General features: G+C 66.9%; 33 protein-coding genes. All 33 read left to right on the top strand.

Annotated elements, in window-relative coordinates; genetic code table 11:
- Positions 1 to 417: 417 nt before the first annotated feature.
- The 33 genes from rpsL to rpsK all read left to right on the top strand — a co-directional run bounded on the left by rpsL (position 418) and on the right by rpsK (position 20,275).
- Positions 418 to 792 (top strand): 30S ribosomal protein S12, encoded by a 375-nt coding sequence (rpsL, locus tag AB5I40_RS23195; RefSeq protein ID WP_003102113.1) that lies wholly within the window; start codon positions 418 to 420, stop codon positions 790 to 792.
- Positions 792 to 1,262, top strand: a complete 471-nt coding sequence (gene rpsG, locus AB5I40_RS23190) for a 30S ribosomal protein S7 (protein WP_007031033.1) — start codon at positions 792 to 794, stop codon at positions 1,260 to 1,262. The genes rpsL and rpsG overlap by 1 nt, the downstream gene beginning before the upstream one ends.
- A gap of 63 nt (positions 1,263 to 1,325) precedes the next feature.
- On the top strand, positions 1,326 to 3,425 hold the full coding sequence (fusA, locus tag AB5I40_RS23185; RefSeq protein WP_043827659.1) for an elongation factor G: 2,100 nt from the start codon (positions 1,326 to 1,328) through the stop codon (positions 3,423 to 3,425).
- A 127-nt stretch (positions 3,426 to 3,552) separates the two neighbouring features.
- Positions 3,553 to 4,746, top strand: coding sequence for an elongation factor Tu (gene tuf, locus AB5I40_RS23180; RefSeq protein WP_037816270.1), 1,194 nt, complete (start codon positions 3,553 to 3,555; stop codon positions 4,744 to 4,746).
- A 403-nt stretch (positions 4,747 to 5,149) separates the two neighbouring features.
- On the top strand, positions 5,150 to 5,455 hold the full coding sequence (rpsJ, locus tag AB5I40_RS23175) for a 30S ribosomal protein S10 (protein ID WP_003102098.1): 306 nt from the start codon (positions 5,150 to 5,152) through the stop codon (positions 5,453 to 5,455).
- A gap of 30 nt (positions 5,456 to 5,485) precedes the next feature.
- Entirely contained in the window at positions 5,486 to 6,136 is a 651-nt protein-coding gene (rplC, locus tag AB5I40_RS23170) for a 50S ribosomal protein L3 (RefSeq protein WP_370932197.1), read from the top strand.
- Positions 6,137 to 6,138: 2 nt separating this feature from the next.
- A complete protein-coding gene (gene rplD / locus AB5I40_RS23165) occupies positions 6,139 to 6,828 on the top strand; it encodes a 50S ribosomal protein L4 (RefSeq protein WP_344270155.1) in 690 nt (229 codons plus the stop codon).
- Entirely contained in the window at positions 6,825 to 7,136 is a 312-nt protein-coding gene (gene rplW, locus AB5I40_RS23160; protein WP_009072304.1) for a 50S ribosomal protein L23, read from the top strand. Before rplD ends, rplW begins: the two co-directional genes overlap by 4 nt.
- A gap of 15 nt (positions 7,137 to 7,151) precedes the next feature.
- Positions 7,152 to 7,985: a 50S ribosomal protein L2 gene (gene rplB, locus AB5I40_RS23155; protein ID WP_037816266.1), complete on the top strand. Its 834-nt coding sequence runs from the start codon at positions 7,152 to 7,154 to the stop codon at positions 7,983 to 7,985.
- 18 nt (positions 7,986 to 8,003) lie between these two features.
- Positions 8,004 to 8,285: a 30S ribosomal protein S19 gene (gene rpsS, locus AB5I40_RS23150; protein ID WP_003102083.1), complete on the top strand. Its 282-nt coding sequence runs from the start codon at positions 8,004 to 8,006 to the stop codon at positions 8,283 to 8,285.
- A 28-nt stretch (positions 8,286 to 8,313) separates the two neighbouring features.
- The gene (gene rplV / locus AB5I40_RS23145) at positions 8,314 to 8,727 is read left to right on the top strand and encodes a 50S ribosomal protein L22 (protein ID WP_344270166.1); all 414 of its coding nucleotides are present in this window, start codon (positions 8,314 to 8,316) and stop codon (positions 8,725 to 8,727) included.
- On the top strand, positions 8,727 to 9,572 hold the full coding sequence (gene rpsC / locus AB5I40_RS23140; protein WP_370932196.1) for a 30S ribosomal protein S3: 846 nt from the start codon (positions 8,727 to 8,729) through the stop codon (positions 9,570 to 9,572). The genes rplV and rpsC overlap by 1 nt, the downstream gene beginning before the upstream one ends.
- Before the next feature lie 3 nt (positions 9,573 to 9,575).
- Entirely contained in the window at positions 9,576 to 9,992 is a 417-nt protein-coding gene (gene rplP / locus AB5I40_RS23135) for a 50S ribosomal protein L16 (RefSeq protein WP_009072313.1), read from the top strand.
- Positions 9,992 to 10,237: a 50S ribosomal protein L29 gene (gene rpmC, locus AB5I40_RS23130; protein WP_009072314.1), complete on the top strand. Its 246-nt coding sequence runs from the start codon at positions 9,992 to 9,994 to the stop codon at positions 10,235 to 10,237. Before rplP ends, rpmC begins: the two co-directional genes overlap by 1 nt.
- The gene (gene rpsQ / locus AB5I40_RS23125; RefSeq protein WP_116204582.1) at positions 10,234 to 10,512 is read left to right on the top strand and encodes a 30S ribosomal protein S17; all 279 of its coding nucleotides are present in this window, start codon (positions 10,234 to 10,236) and stop codon (positions 10,510 to 10,512) included. The genes rpmC and rpsQ overlap by 4 nt, the downstream gene beginning before the upstream one ends.
- Before the next feature lie 75 nt (positions 10,513 to 10,587).
- Positions 10,588 to 10,956: a 50S ribosomal protein L14 gene (rplN, locus tag AB5I40_RS23120; protein ID WP_004558867.1), complete on the top strand. Its 369-nt coding sequence runs from the start codon at positions 10,588 to 10,590 to the stop codon at positions 10,954 to 10,956.
- Positions 10,956 to 11,270 carry a 50S ribosomal protein L24 gene (rplX, locus tag AB5I40_RS23115; RefSeq protein WP_033291190.1) on the top strand — a complete coding sequence of 105 codons (315 nt, stop codon included), beginning with the start codon at positions 10,956 to 10,958 and terminating at the stop codon, positions 11,268 to 11,270. The genes rplN and rplX overlap by 1 nt, the downstream gene beginning before the upstream one ends.
- A 1-nt stretch (position 11,271) precedes the next feature.
- The gene (gene rplE / locus AB5I40_RS23110; protein WP_037816262.1) at positions 11,272 to 11,835 is read left to right on the top strand and encodes a 50S ribosomal protein L5; all 564 of its coding nucleotides are present in this window, start codon (positions 11,272 to 11,274) and stop codon (positions 11,833 to 11,835) included.
- Between the two features lie 4 nt (positions 11,836 to 11,839).
- Positions 11,840 to 12,025, top strand: a complete 186-nt coding sequence (locus AB5I40_RS23105; RefSeq protein WP_020662790.1) for a type Z 30S ribosomal protein S14 — start codon at positions 11,840 to 11,842, stop codon at positions 12,023 to 12,025.
- Positions 12,026 to 12,131: 106 nt separating this feature from the next.
- Positions 12,132 to 12,530, top strand: coding sequence for a 30S ribosomal protein S8 (rpsH, locus tag AB5I40_RS23100; protein ID WP_116204586.1), 399 nt, complete (start codon positions 12,132 to 12,134; stop codon positions 12,528 to 12,530).
- A gap of 16 nt (positions 12,531 to 12,546) precedes the next feature.
- On the top strand, positions 12,547 to 13,086 hold the full coding sequence (gene rplF, locus AB5I40_RS23095) for a 50S ribosomal protein L6 (RefSeq protein ID WP_370932195.1): 540 nt from the start codon (positions 12,547 to 12,549) through the stop codon (positions 13,084 to 13,086).
- On the top strand, positions 13,086 to 13,487 hold the full coding sequence (gene rplR, locus AB5I40_RS23090) for a 50S ribosomal protein L18 (RefSeq protein WP_116204588.1): 402 nt from the start codon (positions 13,086 to 13,088) through the stop codon (positions 13,485 to 13,487). Before rplF ends, rplR begins: the two co-directional genes overlap by 1 nt.
- 31 nt (positions 13,488 to 13,518) lie before the next feature.
- Positions 13,519 to 14,166 carry a 30S ribosomal protein S5 gene (gene rpsE / locus AB5I40_RS23085; protein WP_067583695.1) on the top strand — a complete coding sequence of 216 codons (648 nt, stop codon included), beginning with the start codon at positions 13,519 to 13,521 and terminating at the stop codon, positions 14,164 to 14,166.
- A gap of 1 nt (position 14,167) precedes the next feature.
- Positions 14,168 to 14,353 (top strand): 50S ribosomal protein L30, encoded by a 186-nt coding sequence (rpmD, locus tag AB5I40_RS23080; RefSeq protein WP_004558875.1) that lies wholly within the window; start codon positions 14,168 to 14,170, stop codon positions 14,351 to 14,353.
- Positions 14,350 to 14,796: a 50S ribosomal protein L15 gene (rplO, locus tag AB5I40_RS23075; RefSeq protein WP_009072329.1), complete on the top strand. Its 447-nt coding sequence runs from the start codon at positions 14,350 to 14,352 to the stop codon at positions 14,794 to 14,796. Before rpmD ends, rplO begins: the two co-directional genes overlap by 4 nt.
- 1,003 nt (positions 14,797 to 15,799) lie before the next feature.
- The gene (secY, locus tag AB5I40_RS23070; RefSeq protein WP_344270202.1) at positions 15,800 to 17,107 is read left to right on the top strand and encodes a preprotein translocase subunit SecY; all 1,308 of its coding nucleotides are present in this window, start codon (positions 15,800 to 15,802) and stop codon (positions 17,105 to 17,107) included.
- Positions 17,104 to 17,658 carry an adenylate kinase gene (locus AB5I40_RS23065; RefSeq protein ID WP_037816258.1) on the top strand — a complete coding sequence of 185 codons (555 nt, stop codon included), beginning with the start codon at positions 17,104 to 17,106 and terminating at the stop codon, positions 17,656 to 17,658. Before secY ends, AB5I40_RS23065 begins: the two co-directional genes overlap by 4 nt.
- A 44-nt stretch (positions 17,659 to 17,702) precedes the next feature.
- Positions 17,703 to 18,479 (top strand): type I methionyl aminopeptidase, encoded by a 777-nt coding sequence (gene map, locus AB5I40_RS23060; protein ID WP_370940585.1) that lies wholly within the window; start codon positions 17,703 to 17,705, stop codon positions 18,477 to 18,479.
- 239 nt (positions 18,480 to 18,718) lie between these two features.
- Positions 18,719 to 18,940, top strand: coding sequence for a translation initiation factor IF-1 (infA, locus tag AB5I40_RS23055; RefSeq protein WP_004558881.1), 222 nt, complete (start codon positions 18,719 to 18,721; stop codon positions 18,938 to 18,940).
- A gap of 37 nt (positions 18,941 to 18,977) precedes the next feature.
- A complete protein-coding gene (rpmJ, locus tag AB5I40_RS23050) occupies positions 18,978 to 19,091 on the top strand; it encodes a 50S ribosomal protein L36 (RefSeq protein WP_004558882.1) in 114 nt (37 codons plus the stop codon).
- Between the two features lie 198 nt (positions 19,092 to 19,289).
- On the top strand, positions 19,290 to 19,670 hold the full coding sequence (rpsM, locus tag AB5I40_RS23045; protein WP_009072337.1) for a 30S ribosomal protein S13: 381 nt from the start codon (positions 19,290 to 19,292) through the stop codon (positions 19,668 to 19,670).
- On the top strand, positions 19,667 to 19,852 hold the full coding sequence (locus tag AB5I40_RS23040; protein WP_009072338.1) for a hypothetical protein: 186 nt from the start codon (positions 19,667 to 19,669) through the stop codon (positions 19,850 to 19,852). The genes rpsM and AB5I40_RS23040 overlap by 4 nt, the downstream gene beginning before the upstream one ends.
- 18 nt (positions 19,853 to 19,870) lie before the next feature.
- Positions 19,871 to 20,275, top strand: a complete 405-nt coding sequence (gene rpsK, locus AB5I40_RS23035; RefSeq protein WP_009072340.1) for a 30S ribosomal protein S11 — start codon at positions 19,871 to 19,873, stop codon at positions 20,273 to 20,275.
- The last annotated feature ends 20 nt before the right edge of the window (positions 20,276 to 20,295 follow it).

Below are 20,295 nucleotides of genomic sequence, written 5' to 3'. Positions count from 1 at the left end.
TCGCCCCGTCCCGGCATGCGAACCCGAGTGCGCCCTGACCGCGGGAACCGGCTCCGGAATAGCGTCCCGGAGCCCGGCGTTCTGTATGCCGGGAAGTCCCGCGCGGCGCCGTCCCAAGGCCCCGATCTGGGGTTACGATGACCGGTCGGCGACCGTAGCGACCCCCCGCCCGGACCGCTCGGCGAGTGGACGGGTATCTTTGGAGACCGTGCCCGGCAGGCGTCGGGCCGCTCCGCGTGCCGTTGGGCATGAGCGGGGTGCTTTTGCACCCGGTTCACCAGCCTCGCCACGTGGGGTTCCGACGGAAAATCCCTCCGGGAAGTTACCGGTCGAGAGACCGTGACGCGGGCCGACACGCCCGACCGCGGGGACCGGTGAAGACACGAAGAAGCAAGATCACGACAGGAAGCTGGTCCATTGCCCACGATCCAGCAGCTGGTCCGCAAGGGCCGCCAGGACAAGGCTGCCAAGCAGAAGACCGCGGCCCTCAAGGGGAGCCCGCAGCGTCGTGGCGTGTGCACCCGCGTGTACACCACGACTCCCAAGAAGCCGAACTCGGCCTTGCGCAAGGTTGCTCGTGTGAAGCTGACCAGCGGTATCGAGGTCACCGCGTACATCCCGGGTGAAGGCCACAACCTCCAGGAGCACTCGATGGTGCTCGTGCGCGGCGGCCGGGTTAAGGACCTGCCGGGTGTTCGCTACAAGATCATCCGCGGTTCGCTCGACACCCAGGGTGTGAAGAACCGCAAGCAGGCGCGCAGCCGGTACGGCGCGAAGAAGGAGAAGAGCTAATGCCTCGCAAGGGTCCGGCGCCGAAGCGGCCGCTGATCTCCGACCCCGTCTACGCCTCCCCGCTGGTCACCCAGCTGGTGAACAAGGTGCTGAAGGACGGCAAGCGGTCCCTGGCCGAGCGCATTGTCTACGGCGCTCTCGAAGGCGCTCGCGAGAAGACCGGCACCGACCCGGTCGTCACGCTGAAGCGCGCGCTCGACAACGTGAAGCCCACCATCGAAGTGAAGAGCCGCCGCGTCGGTGGCGCCACCTACCAGGTGCCGATCGAGGTCAAGCCCGGCCGCTCCACCACGCTGGCGCTGCGCTGGCTGGTCTCGTTCTCGCAGGCCCGCCGCGAGAAGACGATGATCGAGCGGCTGCAGAACGAGCTGCTGGACGCGAGCAACGGCCTTGGCGCCAGCGTCAAGCGCCGCGAAGACACGCACAAGATGGCCGAGTCCAACAAGGCCTTCGCGCACTACCGCTGGTGATGACCGCCCGGCTGCCGATAGAAGCCATGCCGGGCCCCACGTTCGAGACAGGGGAACATTCTCGTGGCACGTGAAGTGCTGACCGACCTCAACAAGGTCCGCAACATCGGCATCATGGCGCACATCGACGCCGGTAAGACCACCACCACCGAGCGGATCCTGTTCTACACCGGGATCAACTACAAGCTCGGCGAAGTCCACGACGGCGCCGCCACCATGGACTGGATGGAGGAGGAGCAGAAGCGAGGCATCACCATCACCTCGGCTGCCACCACCACCTTCTGGAACGACTACCAGATCAACCTGATCGACACCCCCGGGCACGTCGACTTCACCGTCGAGGTGGAGCGCAACCTGCGGGTGCTCGACGGCGCGGTCGCCGTCTTCGACGGCAAGGAAGGCGTCGAGCCGCAGTCCGAGCAGGTCTGGCGGCAGGCGGACAAGTACGACGTCCCGCGCATCTGCTTCGTCAACAAGATGGACAAGCTGGGCGCGGACTTCTACTACACCCTGCAGACCATCTCGGACCGCCTCGGCGTCCGGCCGCTGGCCATCCAGCTGCCGATCGGCGCGGAGAACGAGTTCGAGGGCGTCATCGACCTGGTCCGGATGAAGGCCCTGGTCTGGCGCGGCGAGGTGCAGAAGGGCGACGACTACTCCGTCGAGGACATCCCGGCCGAGCTGGCCGACCGCGCCGCCGAGTACCGCGAGAAGCTGATCGAGGCCGTCGCCGAGACCGACGACGCGCTGATGGAGAAGTTCCTCGAGGGCGAAGAGCTGACGCAGGACGAGATCAAGGGCGGCATCCGCAAGCTGGTCGTCACCCGCGAGGCGTTCCCGGTCCTGGCCGGCTCCGCGTTCAAGAACAAGGGCGTGCAGCCGATGCTGGACGCGGTCATCGACTACCTGCCGTCGCCGCTGGACGTGCCGCCGGTCGAGGGTCTGCTGCCGGACGGCGAGACCCCGGTCACCCGGCACGCGACGACCGAGGAGCCGTTCTCCGCGCTCGCGTTCAAGATCGCCGCGCACCCGTTCTTCGGCAAGCTGACCTACATCCGGGTCTACTCGGGCAAGGTCGCCTCCGGCGCACAGGTCGTCAACGCGACCAAGGAGCGCAAGGAGCGCATCGGGAAGATCTTCCAGATGCACTCCAACAAGGAGAACCCGGTCGACGAGGCTTTGGCCGGCCACATCTACGCGGTCATCGGCCTGAAGGACACCACCACCGGTGACACCCTGGCCGACGCGCAGAACCCGGTCGTGCTCGAGTCGATGACCTTCCCGGACCCGGTCATCAAGGTGGCCATCGAGCCGAAGACCAAGGCCGACCAGGAGAAGCTCTCCCTGGCGATCCAGAAGCTGGCCGAGGAAGACCCCACGTTCCAGGTCAACCTGGACGAGGACACCGGCCAGACGATCATCGCCGGCATGGGCGAGCTGCACCTCGAGGTGCTGGTCAACCGGATGAAGTCCGACTACAAGGTCGAGGCGAACATCGGCAAGCCGCAGGTCGCCTACCGCGAGACCATCAAGAAGACCGTGGACAAGCTCGACTACGTCCACAAGAAGCAGACCGGTGGTTCCGGCCAGTTCGCGAAGGTCATCGTGAAGCTGGAGCCGCTCGAGCGCACCGACGGTGCTCTCTACGAGTTCGACAACAAGGTCACCGGTGGCCGCGTGCCGCGGGAGTACATCCCGTCGGTCGACGCGGGCGCACAGGACGCCATGCAGTACGGCGTGCTGGCCGGCTACCCGCTCGTCGGGTTGAAGTTCACCTTGTTGGATGGCGCGTACCACGAGGTCGACTCTTCCGAAATGGCGTTCAAGATCGCCGGTTCCATGGCGATGAAGGAAGCCGCGAAGAAGGCCGGCCCGGTCATCCTCGAGCCGATGATGGCCGTCGAGGTCACGACTCCCGAGGACTACATGGGTGACGTGATCGGCGACCTCAACTCCCGCCGTGGCCAGATCCAGGCCATGGAGGAGCGCGCCGGTACCCGTGTCGTGAAGGCACTGGTCCCGCTGTCGGAGATGTTCGGCTACGTCGGCGACCTGCGGTCCCGTACCCAGGGCCGGGCGAACTACTCCATGGTGTTCGACTCCTACGCCGAGGTTCCCGCGAACGTCGCGAAGGAAATCATCGCGAAGGCGACGGGGGAGTAATCCCCTCCGCTCGCGGGCATTAAGGGACTCTCCTGAACGTCCGCAGCAACGACGAAGGAACATTCGCGGGGCGGCAGCCACGCTGCCCCGCGAGCACAAAGCAAATCCAGTCCAGGAGGACATTCCAGTGGCGAAGGCGAAGTTCGAGCGGAGCAAGCCGCACGTCAACATCGGCACCATCGGTCACGTCGACCACGGCAAGACCACGCTGACCGCGGCGATCACCAAGGTTCTGCACGACGCGTACCCGGAGCTGAACGAAGCCCGTGCGTTCGACCAGATCGACAACGCGCCGGAAGAGAAGCAGCGCGGTATTACGATCAACATCTCGCACGTCGAGTACCAGACCGAGAAGCGTCACTACGCGCACGTGGACGCCCCCGGTCACGCTGACTACATCAAGAACATGATCACCGGTGCCGCGCAGATGGACGGCGCGATCCTGGTGGTCGCGGCCACCGACGGCCCGATGCCGCAGACCCGCGAGCACGTGCTGCTGGCCCGCCAGGTCGGCGTGCCCTACATCGTCGTGGCGCTGAACAAGGCCGACATGGTCGACGACGAGGAAATCCTCGAGCTGGTCGAGCTGGAGGTCCGCGAGCTGCTGTCCTCGCAGGAGTTCCCGGGCGACGACGCGCCGGTCGTGCGCGTCTCCGGCCTCAAGGCTCTCGAGGGCGACCAGAAGTGGGCCGACGCCGTGCTCGAGCTGATGCACGCCGTCGACGACAACGTGCCGGACCCGGTGCGCGAGCTCGAGAAGCCCTTCCTGATGCCGATCGAGGACGTCTTCACGATCACCGGCCGCGGCACCGTCGTGACCGGTCGCGTGGAGCGCGGCCAGGTCAACGTCAACGAAGAGGTCGAGATCGTGGGTATCCGCGAGAAGTCGACCAAGACCACCGTCACCGGTGTCGAGATGTTCCGCAAGCTGCTCGACTCGGGCCAGGCGGGCGACAACGTCGGCCTCCTGCTGCGCGGCATCAAGCGCGAGGACGTCGAGCGCGGCCAGGTCGTCGTGAAGCCGGGCACCACCACCCCGCACACCGAGTTCGAGGGCCGGGTCTACATCCTGTCCAAGGACGAGGGCGGACGGCACACCCCGTTCTTCAACAACTACCGCCCGCAGTTCTACTTCCGCACCACCGACGTGACCGGCGTCGTGACCCTCCCCGAGGGCACCGAGATGGTCATGCCGGGCGACAACACGGACATCAGCGTCGTGCTGATCCAGCCGGTCGCCATGGACGAGGGTCTGCGCTTCGCCATCCGCGAGGGTGGCCGGACCGTCGGCGCGGGCCAGGTTACCAAGATCAACAAGTGACGTCGGCGCCCTGAATTCGGGTCAATACACCCCCGAGTTCAGGGCGTCAACTCACGTGTGCGACACTATTCAGGTTGCTCGTCCTGGGGCGGCCGAACTCTTCGGGGTTCCGGCCGCCCTGGCACGAGTGGCCACGGTCCGTGGAGCTCTTCCTTCGGGTGAGGCTAGCGGGCAAAGGCCAGTAGGGACGACCGCGGTGCTTGTTCAGACCAGGTCGGCCCGCGGCCTCCTCACGTAAGAGGAAGACCAGGCAAGACGACGATCCTTAGGGATCCGTCTGTGCGGCGGGCGCGACACGCCCGACCGCGTGGACCGGGGACAGGGCCGTTGAACTGCTGAAACCCGGGCTCCGGCCCAGGTTGACGAGACAAAGCGGCACGAGACGACAAGGAACGCAGCCACCATGGCGGGACAGAAGATCCGCATCCGGCTCAAGGCCTACGACCACGAGGCGATCGACACCTCGGCGCGCAAGATCGTGGAAACGGTCACGCGCACCGGCGCCCGTGTTGTCGGGCCGGTGCCGCTGCCTACCGAGAAGAACGTTTACTGCGTCATCCGCTCGCCGCACAAGTACAAGGACTCGCGCGAGCACTTCGAGATGCGCACGCACAAGCGTCTGATCGACATCCTCGACCCGACGCCGAAGACGGTGGACGCGCTCATGCGCATCGACCTCCCGGCGAGCGTCGACGTCAACATCCAGTAAGCGTTGGGCGAGCGGCGGAGATAAGAACTCATGTCTGACAGGCAAATGAAGGGCATCCTGGGCACCAAGCTCGGCATGACCCAGGTCTTCGACGAGCAGAACCGGGTCGTCCCGGTCACTGTCGTCAAGGCCGGACCGAACGTGGTCACCCAGGTTCGGACCACTGACAAAGACGGCTACGCGGCCGTGCAGCTGGCGTTCGGCGCGATCGACCCGCGCAAGGTGAACAAGCCGCGCACCGGCCACTTCGACAAGGCCGGCGTGACCCCGCGTCGCCACGTTGCCGAGCTGCGCACCACCGACGCCGAGACCTACGAGGTCGGCCAGGAGATCACCGCCGAGGTGTTCGAGGCCGGCACTTCGGTCGACGTGACCGGTACCAGCAAGGGCAAGGGCTACGCCGGTGTCATGAAGCGCCACGGCTTCAAGGGCCAGGGCGCGAGCCACGGTGCGCAGGCCGTGCACCGCAAGCCGGGTTCCATCGGCGGCTGCGCCACGCCCGGCCGCGTGTTCAAGGGCCTGCGGATGGCGGGCCGGATGGGTAGCGACCGGGTCACCACGCAGGGCCTGACCGTGCACGCGGTGCGTGCCGAGGACGGCCTGCTGCTGATCAAGGGCGCGGTGCCCGGTCCCAAGGGCGGCCTGCTGTTCGTGCGCAGTGCCGCGAAGGGTGGAAACTGACGATGACGAACGTCGAGCTGAAGACTCCGGCCGGTAAAGCCGACGGCACCGTCGAGCTCCCCGGGGAGATCTTCGACGTGCAGGCCAACGTCGCGCTGATGCACCAGGTCGTGGTGGGCCAGCTGGCCGCCGCGCGCCAGGGCACGCACGACACGAAGACCCGCGGTGAGGTCTCCGGTGGCGGCAAGAAGCCGTACCGGCAGAAGGGCACCGGTCGCGCCCGCCAGGGTTCGACCCGCGCGCCGCAGTTCGCCGGCGGTGGCGTCGTGCACGGCCCCACGCCGCGCGACTACACCCAGCGCACCCCGAAGAAGATGAAGGCCGCCGCTCTGCGTGGCGCCCTCTCCGACCGGGCGCGCGCCGGCCAGCTGCACGTCCTGACGGAACTGGTCTCCGGCGAGAAGCCGTCGACCAAGACCGCCAAGACGGCGATCGCCGCCGCGACCCAGGCCAAGCGCGTTCTCGTGGTCCTGCACCGCGACGAGGAGCTCGCCTGGGTGTCCGCGCGGAACCTGCCGTACGTGCACCTGATCTGGGCTGACCAGCTCAACACCTACGACGTCCTGGTCAACGACGACGTCGTGTTCACCAAGGCCGCTTACGACGCGTTCGTGGCAGGCCCCGTCCGCGGGAAGGTCGTCAAGGCCCTCGCGCGTTCGAGCGAGGTTTCGGAAGGGAGTGACGAGAAGTGAGCTCGGTCGCCATTCCGGACCCCCGCGACATCCTGCTCGCGCCGGTGATCTCCGAGAAGTCCTACGGGCTGCTCGAGGACCACAAGTACACGTTCATCGTCCGTCCGGACGCCAACAAGACCCAGATCAAGATCGCGGTCGAGAAGGTGTTCGGCGTGAAGGTCGTCAGCGTCAACACGGCCAACCGCCAGGGCAAGCGGAAGCGGACTCGTACCGGCTTCGGCAAGCGCAAGGACACCAAGCGCGCCATCGTGACTCTTTCGCCGGAAAGCAAGGCGATCGAGATCTTCGGCGGACCCACCGCGTAAAGGACTGAGCTGACAATGGGCATCCGCAAGTACAAGCCGACGACCCCGGGTCGTCGCGGTTCGAGCGTCTCGGACTTCGCCGAGATCACCCGGTCCACGCCGGAGAAGTCGCTGCTGCGTCCGCTGAGCAAGACCGGCGGCCGCAACGCCTCGGGCAAGATCACCACCCGGCACAAGGGCGGTGGCCACAAGCGCGCCTACCGCGTGATCGACTTCCGTCGTCACGACAAGGACGGCGTGCCGGCCAAGGTCGCGCACATCGAGTACGACCCCAACCGCACCGCGCGCATCGCGCTGCTGCACTACGCCGACGGCGAGAAGCGCTACATCATCGCGCCGGAGAAGCTGAAGCAGGGCGACACGGTCGAGAACGGCCCCCGCGCCGACATCAAGCCGGGCAACAACCTGCCGCTGCGCAACATCCCGGTCGGCACCGTGATCCACGCGATCGAGCTCCGCCCCGGCGGCGGCGCGAAGATGGCCCGGTCCGCCGGCGCCCGCGTGCAGCTCGTCGCCAAGGACGGTCCTTACGCCCAGCTGCGTCTCCCCTCGGGCGAGATCCGCAACGTGGACGTGCGCAACCGCGCGACCGTCGGCGAGGTCGGCAACTCGGAGCACTCGAACATCAACTGGGGCAAGGCGGGCCGCAACCGCTGGCGCGGCAAGCGCCCGACTGTCCGCGGTGTCGTGATGAACCCGGTCGACCACCCGCACGGCGGTGGCGAGGGCAAGACGTCCGGTGGTCGCCACCCGGTGAACCCGAACGGCAAGCCCGAAGGCCGCACTCGCAAGAGCAAGCCGTCCGACAAACTGATCGTCCGCCGCCGGCGTACCGGCAAGAAGCGCTGAGCAGGGAGGTAGAAGCACATGCCACGCAGCCTTAAGAAGGGCCCGTTCGTGGACGACCACCTGCTCAAGAAGGTGGACGCGCTGAACGAATCGGGCAAGAAGACCGTGATCAAGACTTGGTCGCGGCGCTCCACGATCATCCCGGACTTCCTGGGTCACACGATCGCGGTGCACGACGGCCGCAAGCACGTCCCGGTGTTCGTCACCGAGGCGATGGTGGGTCACAAGCTGGGCGAGTTCGCCCCGACGCGGACCTTCAAGGGCCACATCAAGGACGACCGCAAGTCGCGCCGCCGCTGAGCGGGCCAGAGAAAGTTAAGGGAAGCAGATGAACGCCCAGTCAAACGCCACGGCCACGGCAGAAGAGCTGCCCACGGCCGTCGCGCGGGCTCGCTTTGTCCGGGACGCGCCGATGAAGGTGCGCCGGGTGATCGAGCTCGTCAAGGGTCGTAGCGTCAGCGAGGCCTTGGCCGTGCTCCGGTTCGCGCCGCAGGCTGCCAGCACGCAGCTCGCGAAGGTCATCGCCAGCGCGGCGGCCAACGCCGAGAACAACCTCCAGCTGGACCCGGAGACGCTCTGGATCAAGTCCGCGACCGCCGACGAGGGCCCGACCCTCAAGCGCATCCGTCCGCGTGCCCAGGGCCGTGCGTACCGGATCCGCAAGCGCACCAGCCACATCACCGTGGTGGTCGAGTCGCGGCCTGCGGAGAAGAAGAGCAACAAGAAGGCAGGTGGCCGGTAGTGGGCCAGAAGATCAACCCGCACGGCTTCCGCCTGGGTATCACCACTGACTGGAAGTCGCGCTGGTACGCCGACAAGCAGTACGCGGAGTACGTGGCCGAGGACGTCAAGATCCGCAAGCTGCTCTCCACCGGCATGGAGCGCGCCGGCATCTCCAAGGTCGAGATCGAGCGCACCCGTGACCGCGTCCGCGTCGACATCCACACCGCCCGGCCGGGCATCGTCATCGGCCGCCGCGGCGCGGAGGCCGACCGGATCCGCGGCGCGCTGGAGAAGCTGACCAAGAAGCAGGTCCAGCTGAACATCCTCGAGGTGAAGAACCCCGAGGCCGACGCACAGCTGGTCGCCCAGGGTGTCGCGGAGCAGCTGAGCAACCGCGTGGCGTTCCGCCGCGCGATGCGCAAGGCGATCCAGACCTCCATGCGCTCGCCGCAGGTCAAGGGCATCCGCGTGCAGTGCGGCGGTCGTCTCGGCGGCGCCGAGATGTCCCGTTCCGAGCACTACCGCGACGGCCGGGTCCCGCTGCACACGCTGCGCGCCGACATCGACTACGGCTTCTTCGAGGCCAAGACGACGTTCGGTCGCATCGGCGTGAAGGTGTGGATCTACAAGGGCGAGCTGGTCGGCGGCCTGAAGGCCCGCGCCGAGCGCGACGCCGCCGCGTCGGCCGCGGACCGCGCTCCGCGCCGCGACCGCGGCGACCGGCCGTCCCGCCCGCGCCGTTCCGGCGCGTCGGGCACGACCCCGACCTCGACCGAGGCCGGCCGCGCCGCCGCTGCCGCGAAGAGCGACACCGCGACCGAGGCGGCCCCGGCCACCGAGACCGCAGAAAAGACGGAGGGCTGAGACGTGCTCATCCCGCGCAGGGTCAAGCACCGCAAGCAGCACTCCCCGAAGCGCCACGGCGCCGCCAAGGGCGGTACCAAGGTCAACTTCGGCGAGTACGGCATCCAGGCGCTTGAGCACAGCTACGTGACGAACCGGCAGATCGAGTCCGCTCGTATCGCCATGACCCGTCACATCAAGCGCGGCGGCAAGGTGTGGACCACGATCTACCCGGACCGCCCGCTGACCAAGAAGCCGGCGGAAACCCGCATGGGTTCCGGCAAGGGTTCGCCCGAGTGGTGGATCGCCAACGTGAAGCCGGGTCGCGTGATGTTCGAGATCAGCTTCCCGAACGAGGAGACCGCCCGCGAGGCGCTCCGCCGCGCGATCCACAAGCTGCCCATGAAGTGCCGCATCGTGACCCGGGAAGGTGAGTTCTGATGGCTAACGGAGCCGCACAGGCATCCGAGCTGCGTGAGCTCACCGCCGAAGAGCTCGTGCTGCGTCTGAAGGAATACAAGGAGGAGCTCTTCAACCTCCGCTTCCAGATGGCGACCGGGCAGCTGGACAACAACCGTCGGCTGCGCACCGTCCGCACGGACATCGCGCGGATCTACACGGTCATGCGCGAGCGCGAGCTCGGCCTGTCCGTGGCGCCCGACGCCGAAAGTGAAGGTGCCGCATGAGCGAGGCTGCCACCGAGAAGACCGCCCGGAACTACCGCAAGGTCCGCGAGGGTTACGTCGTCTCGGACAAGATGGACAAGACGATCGTGGTCGAGCTCGAGGACCGCAAGAAGCACCCGCGCTACTCGAAGGTTCTCCGCAGCACCACCAAGGTCAAGGTGCACGACGAGAACAACGAGGCGGGCGTGGGCGACCGGGTCACGCTGATGGAGACCCGGCCGCTGTCGGCGACCAAGCGCTGGCGTCTGGTGCAGGTCGTGGAGAAGGCCAAGTAAGCAGGGCTCTTTCGGGAGTCCTTGGTTCCGCAAGGCTCGCGACAGCGAGAACCAGCGCGACATACAGGAGTTGACGTGATCCAGCAGGAGTCGCGGCTTCGGGTTGCCGACAACACGGGCGCGAAGGAAATCCTTTGCATCCGCGTGCTCGGCGGCTCCGGGCGGCGCTACGCCGGCATCGGCGACATCATCGTCGCCACCGTGAAGGACGCCATCCCGGCCGCCGGGGTGAAGAAGGGCGACGTCGTCAAGGCTGTCATCGTCCGCACGGTGAAGGAGCGCCGTCGTCCGGACGGTTCCTACATCCGGTTCGACGAGAACGCCGCCGTGCTCATCAAGAACGACAACGAGCCCCGGGGCACCCGCATCTTCGGCCCGGTGGGCCGCGAGCTGCGCGACCGAAAGTTCATGAAGATCATTTCGCTCGCGCCGGAGGTGCTGTGATGAAGGTGAAGAAGGGCGACACGGTCGTCGTCATCGCCGGCAAGGACAAGGGCGCGAAGGGCAAGGTCATTCAGGCCTACCCCGAGCGGGAGCGCGTGCTGGTCGAGGGTGTCAACCGGATCAAGAAGCACACCCGGATCACCCAGACCCAGCGTGGCGCCCAGTCCGGCGGCATCGTGACGCAGGAAGCGCCTATTCACGTGTCGAACGTGATGGTCGTGGACTCGGACGGCAAGCCGACCCGGGTGGGCTACCGCATCGGCGAGGACGGCAAGAAGGTCCGGGTCTCGCGCCGGAACGGCAAGGACATCTGACATGACCACCGCAGAGAAGATCGTGCCGCGTCTGAAGACCCGGTACCGCGAAGAGATCAAGGGCGAGCTCCAGAAGGAGTTCTCCATCCCCAACGTGCACCAGATTCCCGGCGTCGTGAAGATCGTCGTGAACATGGGTGTCGGGGACGCCGCCCGGGACAGCAAGCTGATCGACGGCGCGGTCCGCGACCTCGCCCTGATCACCGGGCAGAAGCCGGAAATCCGGAAGGCCCGCAAGTCCATCGCGCAGTTCAAGCTGCGCGAGGGACAGCCGATCGGCGCGCGCGTCACGCTGCGCGGCGACCGGATGTGGGAGTTCCTCGACCGGCTGCTGACCATCGCGCTGCCCCGTATCCGCGACTTCCGCGGCCTTTCGCCCAAGCAGTTCGACGGCAACGGCAACTACACGTTCGGTCTCAACGAGCAGTCGATGTTCCACGAGATCAACCCGGACGACATCGACCGCCCCCGTGGCATGGACGTCACCGTCGTCACCACCGCCACCACCGACGACGAGGGCCGGGCGCTGCTGCGCAAGCTCGGTTTCCCGTTCAAGGAGAACTGAGCCGATGGCCAAGAAAGCGCTAGTCAGCAAGGCTTCGAAGAAGCCGAAGTTCGCGGTGCGCGCCTACACCCGGTGCAACCGGTGCGGGCGTCCGCACTCGGTCTACCGCAAGTTCGGCCTGTGCCGGATCTGCCTCCGGGAGATGGCGCACGCGGGCGAACTGCCCGGTGTCCACAAGTCCAGCTGGTAAGGCTCGAAACTCTATTCCCAGTTCGCCACAGGCCCCGCCGATCCGGCCGGAGAACTCTCCGGCCGGGCTGGGCGGGGAACCAGGCGAGAAAGGTTGACAGGTCACCATGACGATGACCGACCCGATCGCAGACTTCTTGACCCGTCTGCGCAACGCGAACTCGGCGTACCACGACGAGGTCGTGCTTCCGCACTCGAAGATCAAGGCGAACATCGCCGAGATCCTCAAGCGCGAGGGCTACATCGCGAGCTACCGCGACGAGCCGGGCGAGAAGCACAAGAACCTCATCGTCGAGCTGAAGTACGGCCCCAACCGCGAGCGGAGCATCGCCGGCCTGCGCCGCGTCTCCAAGCCGGGTCTGCGGGTCTACGCAAAATCGACCGAACTGCCCTCCGTTCTGGGCGGCCTCGGCGTCGCGATCATCTCGACGTCCGGCGGCCTGCAGACCGACCGGCAGGCCAAGCGCAACAACGTGGGCGGCGAAGTCCTCGCCTACGTCTGGTAAGGAAGGGGGCACAGACATGTCACGCATCGGAAAGCTGCCGGTCGCCGTCCCCTCCGGGGTCGAGGTGACCATCGACGGCCAGAACGTCAAGGTCAAGGGGCCGAAGGGCACCCTGGAGCACACCGTCGCCGAGCCGATCTTCGTCGAGCGCGACGAGGACGGCACGCTCCTGGTGAAGCGTCCGGACGACGAGCGCACGAGCCGGGCTCTGCACGGCCTCACCCGCACGCTGGTGAACAACCTCGTGGTGGGCGTGACCCAGGGCTACGAGAAGAAGCTCGAAATCCACGGCGTCGGTTACCGCGTGCAGGCCAAGGGCTCGGACCTCGAGTTCGCCTTGGGCTACAGCCACCCGGTGAAGATCGAGGCTCCGGAAGGCATCACCTTCAAGGTGGAGTCGCCGACCCGGTTCTCGGTGTCCGGCATCGACAAGCAGAAGGTCGGCCAGACCGCCGCGGTCATCCGCAAGCTGCGCCGCCCGGACCCGTACAAGGGCAAGGGCCTGCGCTACGAGGGTGAGAAGATCCGCCGCAAGGTCGGAAAGACGGGTAAGTGATGAGCGACACGACTACCACGAAGCGCAAGCCGGTCGGCAAGGACATCTCGACCCGCCGCCGCGTCGCCAAGACCCGTCGGCACTTCCGCCTCCGCAAGAAGATCAGCGGCACGCCGGTGCGTCCGCGCATGGTCGTCAAGCGGTCCTCGCGGCACATCACCGTGCAGGTGATCGACGACCTCGCCGGTCACACGCTGGCGTCGGCGTCCACCCTCGAGACCGACCTCCGGTCGTTCGAGGGCGACAAGAAGGCCAAGGCGGCGAAGGTCGGCGAACTGGTGGCTTCGCGCGCCAAGGACGCCGGCATCGAAGCCGTGGTGTTCGACCGTGGCGGCAACGCCTACCACGGCCGCATCGCCGCGCTTGCCGACGCCGCCCGTGAGGCGGGGTTGAAGTTCTGATGCACATGCTCGTGAATGGAAGGAAAGCCTGATGCCGGGACGTACACGGCAATTCGGCGGCGGCCAGGGCGGACCGGGCGGTCAGGGCGGCAACGACCGCAACGACCGCCGCGGTGGCGGCCGGGACCGGCGCGACGGCGGCCGTGGCGGGGCCGGCCAGGACAAGACCCCGCACCTTGAGAAGGTCGTGACGATCAACCGCGTCGCCAAGGTCGTCAAGGGCGGTCGTCGCTTCAGCTTCACCGCTCTGGTGGTCGTCGGCGACGGCGACGGTCAGGTCGGCGTCGGCTACGGCAAGGCCAAGGAAGTTCCCGCGGCCATCGCCAAGGGCGTCGAGGAAGCGAAGAAGAACTTCTTCCGCGTTCCGCGCGTCGCCGGCACCATTCCGCACCCGATCCAGGGTGAGGAAGCCGCCGGTGTCGTGCTGCTCCGTCCCGCCTCCGCTGGTACCGGTGTTATCGCCGGCGGCCCGGTGCGCGCGGTGCTGGAGTGCGCGGGCGTCCACGACGTGCTGTCGAAGTCGCTCGGCTCCGACAACGCCATCAACATCGTGCACGCGACCGTGGCGGCCCTGAAGGGTCTGCAGCGTCCGGAGGAGGTGGCCGCTCGCCGCGGTCTGCCGCTCGAGGACGTCGCCCCGGCCCGGATGCTGCGTCAGCGTGCCGGCCAGGGGGTCTGACATGGCTCAGCTCAAGGTCACTCAGGTCAAGAGCAAGATCGGCACGAAGCACGCTCACCGCGAGTCGCTGCGCACCCTCGGGCTGCGCAAGATCCGCCAGAGCGTCGTGCGTGAGGACACCCCCCAGGTGCGCGGCCTGATCCACACCGTCCGCCACCTGGTGGAGGTCGAGGAGGTCCAGGCATGACCGCCATCAAGATCCACCACCTTCGTCCGGCTCCTGGCGCCAAGCGCGACAAGATCCGCGTCGGCCGTGGTGAGGGTTCGAAGGGCAAGACCGCCGGTCGCGGCACGAAGGGCACCAAGGCCCGGAAGAACGTGCCCGCCGGGTTCGAGGGTGGGCAGATGCCCATCCACATGCGGCTGCCGAAGCTGCGTGGATTCAAGAACCGGTTCCGCACCGAGTACCAGCCGGTGAACGTGGGCGACATCGCCCGGGTGTTCGCCGACGGGGGCAAGGTCGGGCCGGAGGAGCTGGCCGCGAACGGTCTCGTTCGCAAGGGCAAGCTCGTCAAGGTTCTCGGCAACGGGGACCTGAACGGGGTCAAGCTTGAGCTGACCGCGCACGCTTTCTCTGGCTCTGCCAAGGAGAAGATCGAGGCTGCTGGTGGTTCGGCCACCGTTAGCTGATCTGGCTGCGTTTTAGAGCGGGCCCGTCCGGTTTCTTACCGGGCGGGCCCGTTTTGTTTTGGTTTGTCTGCTCGGCTCGTCGCCTGGCGGCGACATTGCCTTGTTCGGTGGGCCCCCACCCCGAAGCTTGAGTGTGCTGACGGTTCGGGGGTGCTTGTCAAGGCGGGAAAGATGCCTTGACAAGCACCCCCGAACCGCAGGGACGCTTCATATCGGGGTGCGGGGGAGGGGCTGGGTGCTTTGAACGTTGGGTGCATCGGCTGCGGGGTGTGGGCTGGGTGCCTCGATCGTTGGGTGCATCGGCTGCGGGGTGTGGGCTGGGTGCCTCGATCGTTGGGTGCATCGGCTGCGGGGTGTGGGCTGGGTGCCTCGAACGTTGGGTGCACCGGCTGCGGGGAGCAGGGCTGAGTGCGTCGACCGCTGGGTGCATCGGCTGCGGTTTGCGGGCGGTGGGGGCTAGCGCCCCAATGTGGCATTGGGTGCATCCCGCGCACCGAACGCCACATTGGGTGCATCTGACGTACCCAATGCCGCATTGGGGCGGCATCCCGGCCGGCGCGGGGCGGTCCGTGAAGGGCTCCTTGCGGGAATCGGAGTCCGTGAAGGGGCCCCTCGCGACCAGTGGTGGGTCGTGAGGGGAACCCTGAGGGAATCAGAATCAATGAGGGTGGCCCTCACGTACGGCGGTCGGGCGTTGGCGGTGGCGTTTTTCCGTGCTGCTGTGGGAAAGCCCGCCGAACGGTGCGGGCCGAACAGGTGATCATCTGTGCTCCGACTGGCCTCACCTGCGGCTCAGCGCTGCGGGGCGGTCTCGCACTGAGACGTAAAACGCACACGCGCTGCGGGCGGCCCATGCGAAGCTGTTAGAGTCGGCGGCACGCTTCCGGGCCTGTTTGCCCTGAAGCGTTCCTGGCTTGCCAGTGAGTCAGACATCCCGCCGGTCTCGTACCGGCCAAGCCGATCGTCGGTTGGGACGACCGACGACGCCGAGGAGGTCCCCCGCGTGCTCAGCGCATTCCGCTCGGCTCTCGCGACGCCGGATCTACGCAAGAAGATCCTGTTCACGCTAGCCATCGTCGCGGTCTACCGGATCGGTGCAACCATCCCGGCTCCGGGGGTCTCGTTCGCCGCCGTGCAGGCCTGTACCGCACAGGCCGATCAGCAGGGCGTGTACCAGCTGCTCAACCTCTTCAGCGGCGGTGCGCTGCTGCAGCTGTCGCTGTTCGCGACGGGCATCATGCCCTACATCACCGCGAGCATCATCATTCAGCTGCTCACCGTGGTCATCCCTCGGTTCGAGGAGCTGAAGAAGGAAGGCCAGTCCGGCCAGAACAAGCTGACCCAGTACACCCGGTACCTCACGATCGCGCTGGCGATCCTGCAGGCCACCGGCGTGGTCGCGCTGGCCGACCGCGGCACCCTGTTCCAGGGCTGCTCGCAGCCGATCATCCCGGACAACAGCATCTACTCGCTGACGCTGATCGTGGTCACCATGACCGCCGGCACCGCGGTGATGATGTGGCTGGGCGAGCTCATCACCGAGCGCGGCGTCGGCAACGGCATGTCCGTCCTGATCTTCCTGAACATCGCGGCCCGCATCCCGGCCGAGGGCGCCAACATCATCAGCAACGGCGGCGGCGTCGCGCTGGTCGTGGTTCTCGCGTTCGGCCTGGTGATCATCGCCAGCGTCATCTTCGTCGAGCAGGGCCAGCGCCGGATCCCGGTGCAGTACGCCAAGCGCATGGTCGGCCGCCGGATGTACGGCGGCACCTCGACCTACCTGCCGATCAAGGTGAACCAGGCCGGTGTCATCCCGGTCATCTTCGCCTCGTCGCTGCTGTACCTGCCGCAGCTGCTCAGCCAGCTCATCGGCGACCCGCAGAGCAACTCGGGCTGGCAGTCCTTCATTCAGAACTACCTGGTCAACCAGAGCAGCTGGGTGCACATCCTGCTCTACTTCCTGTTGATCATCTTCTTCACCTACTTCTACATCACGATCACGTTCAACGTGGACGAGCGTGCGGAAGAGATGAAGAAGTTCGGCGGCTTCATCCCGGGCATCCGGCCCGGCCGTCCCACCGCCGAGTACCTCAGCTTCGTGCTGGGCCGGATCACTCTCCCCGGCTCGCTGTACCTGGGCATCATCGCGATCCTCCCGAACTTCTTCCTGTCCCTCACCGGCAGCGGGAACAACCAGAACTTCCCGTTCGGTGGCACGGCTGTGCTGATCATGGTCGGCGTCGGGCTCGACACCGTGAAACAGATCGAAAGCCAGCTGATGCAGCGCAACTACGAAGGGTTCTTGAAGTGACGCGACTGGTTCTCGTCGGACCGCCCGGCGCGGGCAAAGGCACGCAGGCGGTGGCCCTGTCCGAGCAGCTGCGGATCCCGCACATCTCGACGGGCGACCTGTTCCGGGCGCACGTGGGCCAGGAGACCCCGCTCGGCCAGGAGGCCAAGCGGTACCTGGACTCCGGCGAACTGGTGCCGGACTCGGTGACCAACGAGATGGTCCGCGAGCGGCTGGCCGAACCGGACGCGAAGGCAGGCTTCCTGCTCGACGGGTTCCCCCGCAACACCAAGCAGGCCGAGGTCCTCGGCGAGATGCTGAGCGAGGCCGACACCAAGCTCGACGCGGTCATCCAGCTGGACGTGGCCGAGGACGTCGTCGTCGGCCGCCTCATGTCGCGCGGCCGCTCGGACGACACCGAAGACGTCATCCGCCGCCGCCAGCAGGTGTACGTGTCGGAGACCGCGCCGCTGCTGGAGTACTACTCCGACATCCTGGTGAAGGTCGACGGCGTCGGCGAGGTGCAGGAGATCTCGGACCGCGTGCTGAAAGCGCTGCGCGACCGCACGTGAACCTCGGAGGATTGCGTGTTCTGCAAGTGCTCCGCCGCGGGCGCATGATCGAGGTCAAGACCCGCGGCGAGCTGGAGGCTATGCGGGCGGCCGGACTCGTCGTCGCCCGCACCCTGGCCGCCGTGCGCGAACTCGCGCGGGCCGGGGTCAGCACGGCCGAGCTCGACGAACTGGCCGAGCAGACCATCCGCGACGCCGGCGCGGTGCCCTCGTTCAAGGGCTACCACGGGTTCCCGGCGTCGATCTGCGCGTCGGTGAACGAGCAGATCGTGCACGGCATCCCGTCGGCCAAGCAGGTGCTCGCCGAGGGCGACCTGATCTCGGTCGACTGCGGTGCGATCCTCGACGGCTGGCACGGCGACTCCGCGGTGACGCTGGAGATCGGCGAGGTCAGCGAGAAGGACCACGAGCTGTCCGAGGCGACCAAACGCGCCATGTGGGCGGGCATCGAAGCCGTCCGCGCGGGCTCGCGGCTCACCGACATCTCGTTCGCGGTGCAGACCGCCGCCCGCCAGGCGGGCGAGGACGACGGCCGGGAGTACGGCGAGATCCTCGAGTACGGCGGCCACGGCATCGGCCGCGAGATGCACATGGAGCCGTTCCTGCCGAATGTCGGCAAACCCGGCAAGGGCCCGCGGCTCAAGCCCGGCATGGCGCTCGCGGTCGAGCCCATGCTGACCGGCGGCAGCGGCGAAACCCTCGAACTGGAAGACGGCTGGACAGTCGTCACCATCGACGGTTCGCGCGCCGCGCACTGGGAGCACACCGTCGCCATCACCGAAGACGGTCCCTGGGTCCTCACCCTGCCCGAAGAGTCCTGAGCGGCCCCGCGCCGCCACTCACAAGGGTCTACTTCACCCCCGGTCGACGGGGCACTGCACGGGTTGCGTACACTGTCAAGTCGGCGCGCTCATGCGCCGGTTCCAGCATGCTCGTGAATTCTCGCGAACCTCATGGACCCGGGGCCGAGTGTGGCCGAGCACCACCCAGTAAGCAAGGACTCGAGCTCAAAACCGATCACGCTGTGCACATCAAGCGTGCATCAGGGATTGCGGAGGACATGGCTAAGAAAGACGGGGCCATCGAGGTCGAAGGCCGCGTGGTCGAGCCGCTCCCCAACGCGATGTTCCGCGTCGAGTTGGAGAACGGCCACAAGGTCCTGGCACACATCAGCGGCAAGATGCGGCAGCACTACATCCGCATCCTGCCCGAAGACAGGGTTGTCGTGGAGCTGTCGCCCTACGACCTCTCCCGTGGTCGCATCGTCTACCGCTACAAGTGATCACGCCAGAGCCGAGCAGAGCAGGAAGCAGGAAGACGTGAAGGTTCAGCCGAGCGTCAAGAAGATCTGCGACAAGTGCAAGGTGATCCGCCGTCACGGCCGGATCATGGTGATCTGCGAGAACCTGCGCCACAAGCAGCGTCAGGGCTGACCACCGCACTGCAGCAGGCCGATTGACGGCTACCCAACCCTCCCCGTGCCTGCCGGACCGTGAAAAGCGGTCCGGCGCACCCCCGGACTTCAGGCCGGGGCCGGGACACCCGGGGCGCAAGCCACGGGCCGACAGGCGAGTCGGTTCCGGAACCGGACGGGGAGCAGACCTGAAGACGAACCCGAAGAAGGAGCACCAGTGGCACGACTCGCTGGCGTCGACCTCCCCCGCGAGAAGCGGTTGGAGATCGCGCTGACTTACATCTACGGGATCGGCCGTACCCGCTCGAAGCAGATGATCGCTGCTGCCGAGCTGAACGCCGACACCCGCGTCAAGGACCTCAGCGACGAGGATCTCGTCAAGCTGAAGGACTACATCGACGAAAACTTCAAGGTCGAGGGTGACCTTCGCCGTGAGGTGAACGCCGACATCCGGCGCAAGATCGAGATCGGGACCTACCAGGGTCTGCGCTGGCGTCGCGGTCTTCCGGTGCGCGGTCAGCGCACCAAGACCAACGCCCGCACCCGCAAGGGCCCGAAGAAGACGGTCGCCGGCAAGAAGAAGGCTGGCAAGAAGTGAGCACCCAGGGCAAGAAGGTCGTTCGCATGGGCGGTTCCGTCCGTCGCTCCACGGCTTGTGTCTCGCCCAAGGCGCTCTACGCCCGCCCGATGGCACTGCGCAACCTCTACACCGACGCCGGATCCATCATCCGCCGCGGGCAGCAGGAAGCGGTCGCCGCTCACCAAGAGAACGCGCGCTAACAGGAGATCCCTCAGAACATGCCACCCAAGAGCCGCACTGCGGGGGCCAAGAAGGTCCGCCGCAAGGAAAAGAAGAATGTCGCGCACGGTCACGCGCACATCAAGAGCACCTTCAACAACACCATCGTCTCGATCACGGACCCGACCGGCGCCGTGATCGCGTGGGCGTCGAGCGGCCACGTGGGCTTCAAGGGCTCGCGCAAGTCGACTCCGTTCGCCGCGCAGATGGCCGCCGAGAACGCCGCCCGCAAGGCTGCCGAGCACGGCATGAAGAAGGTCGACGTTTTCGTGAAGGGCCCGGGTTCGGGCCGCGAGACGGCGATCCGCTCGCTGCAGGCGGCCGGCCTCGAGGTCGGCACCATCCAGGACGTGACCCCGCAGCCTCACAACGGCTGCCGCCCGCCCAAGCGGCGCCGGGTCTGAGGAACGGGGAGGAGTACTAA

The sequence above is a fragment of the Amycolatopsis sp. cg13 genome (genome assembly GCF_041346965.1).
GTDB lineage: Bacteria > Actinomycetota > Actinomycetes > Mycobacteriales > Pseudonocardiaceae > Amycolatopsis.
Note: the sequence above shows the minus strand (reverse complement) of the source record. Positions and strands in the feature narration are given on the sequence as shown.

Excerpts from the sequence above, each read along its gene's own strand:
- rpsG (WP_007031033.1), top strand. The coding sequence starts at position 792 with ATGCCTCGCAAGGGTCCGGCGCCGAAGCGGCCGCTGATCTCCGACCCC.
- rpsJ (WP_003102098.1), top strand. The coding sequence starts at position 5,150 with ATGGCGGGACAGAAGATCCGCATCCGGCTCAAGGCCTACGACCACGAG.
- rplC (WP_370932197.1), top strand. The coding sequence starts at position 5,486 with ATGTCTGACAGGCAAATGAAGGGCATCCTGGGCACCAAGCTCGGCATG.
- rplD (WP_344270155.1), top strand. The coding sequence starts at position 6,139 with ATGACGAACGTCGAGCTGAAGACTCCGGCCGGTAAAGCCGACGGCACC.
- rplB (WP_037816266.1), top strand. The coding sequence starts at position 7,152 with ATGGGCATCCGCAAGTACAAGCCGACGACCCCGGGTCGTCGCGGTTCG.
- rpsS (WP_003102083.1), top strand. The coding sequence starts at position 8,004 with ATGCCACGCAGCCTTAAGAAGGGCCCGTTCGTGGACGACCACCTGCTC.
- rplV (WP_344270166.1), top strand. The coding sequence starts at position 8,314 with ATGAACGCCCAGTCAAACGCCACGGCCACGGCAGAAGAGCTGCCCACG.
- rpmC (WP_009072314.1), top strand. The coding sequence starts at position 9,992 with ATGGCTAACGGAGCCGCACAGGCATCCGAGCTGCGTGAGCTCACCGCC.
- rpsQ (WP_116204582.1), top strand. The coding sequence starts at position 10,234 with ATGAGCGAGGCTGCCACCGAGAAGACCGCCCGGAACTACCGCAAGGTC.
- rplX (WP_033291190.1), top strand. The coding sequence starts at position 10,956 with ATGAAGGTGAAGAAGGGCGACACGGTCGTCGTCATCGCCGGCAAGGAC.
- rplE (WP_037816262.1), top strand. The coding sequence starts at position 11,272 with ATGACCACCGCAGAGAAGATCGTGCCGCGTCTGAAGACCCGGTACCGC.
- AB5I40_RS23105 (WP_020662790.1), top strand. The coding sequence starts at position 11,840 with ATGGCCAAGAAAGCGCTAGTCAGCAAGGCTTCGAAGAAGCCGAAGTTC.
- rpsH (WP_116204586.1), top strand. The coding sequence starts at position 12,132 with ATGACGATGACCGACCCGATCGCAGACTTCTTGACCCGTCTGCGCAAC.
- rplF (WP_370932195.1), top strand. The coding sequence starts at position 12,547 with ATGTCACGCATCGGAAAGCTGCCGGTCGCCGTCCCCTCCGGGGTCGAG.
- rplR (WP_116204588.1), top strand. The coding sequence starts at position 13,086 with ATGAGCGACACGACTACCACGAAGCGCAAGCCGGTCGGCAAGGACATC.
- rpsE (WP_067583695.1), top strand. The coding sequence starts at position 13,519 with ATGCCGGGACGTACACGGCAATTCGGCGGCGGCCAGGGCGGACCGGGC.
- rpmD (WP_004558875.1), top strand. The coding sequence starts at position 14,168 with ATGGCTCAGCTCAAGGTCACTCAGGTCAAGAGCAAGATCGGCACGAAG.
- rplO (WP_009072329.1), top strand. The coding sequence starts at position 14,350 with ATGACCGCCATCAAGATCCACCACCTTCGTCCGGCTCCTGGCGCCAAG.
- map (WP_370940585.1), top strand. The coding sequence starts at position 17,703 with ATGATCGAGGTCAAGACCCGCGGCGAGCTGGAGGCTATGCGGGCGGCC.
- infA (WP_004558881.1), top strand. The coding sequence starts at position 18,719 with ATGGCTAAGAAAGACGGGGCCATCGAGGTCGAAGGCCGCGTGGTCGAG.
- rpsK (WP_009072340.1), top strand. The coding sequence starts at position 19,871 with ATGCCACCCAAGAGCCGCACTGCGGGGGCCAAGAAGGTCCGCCGCAAG.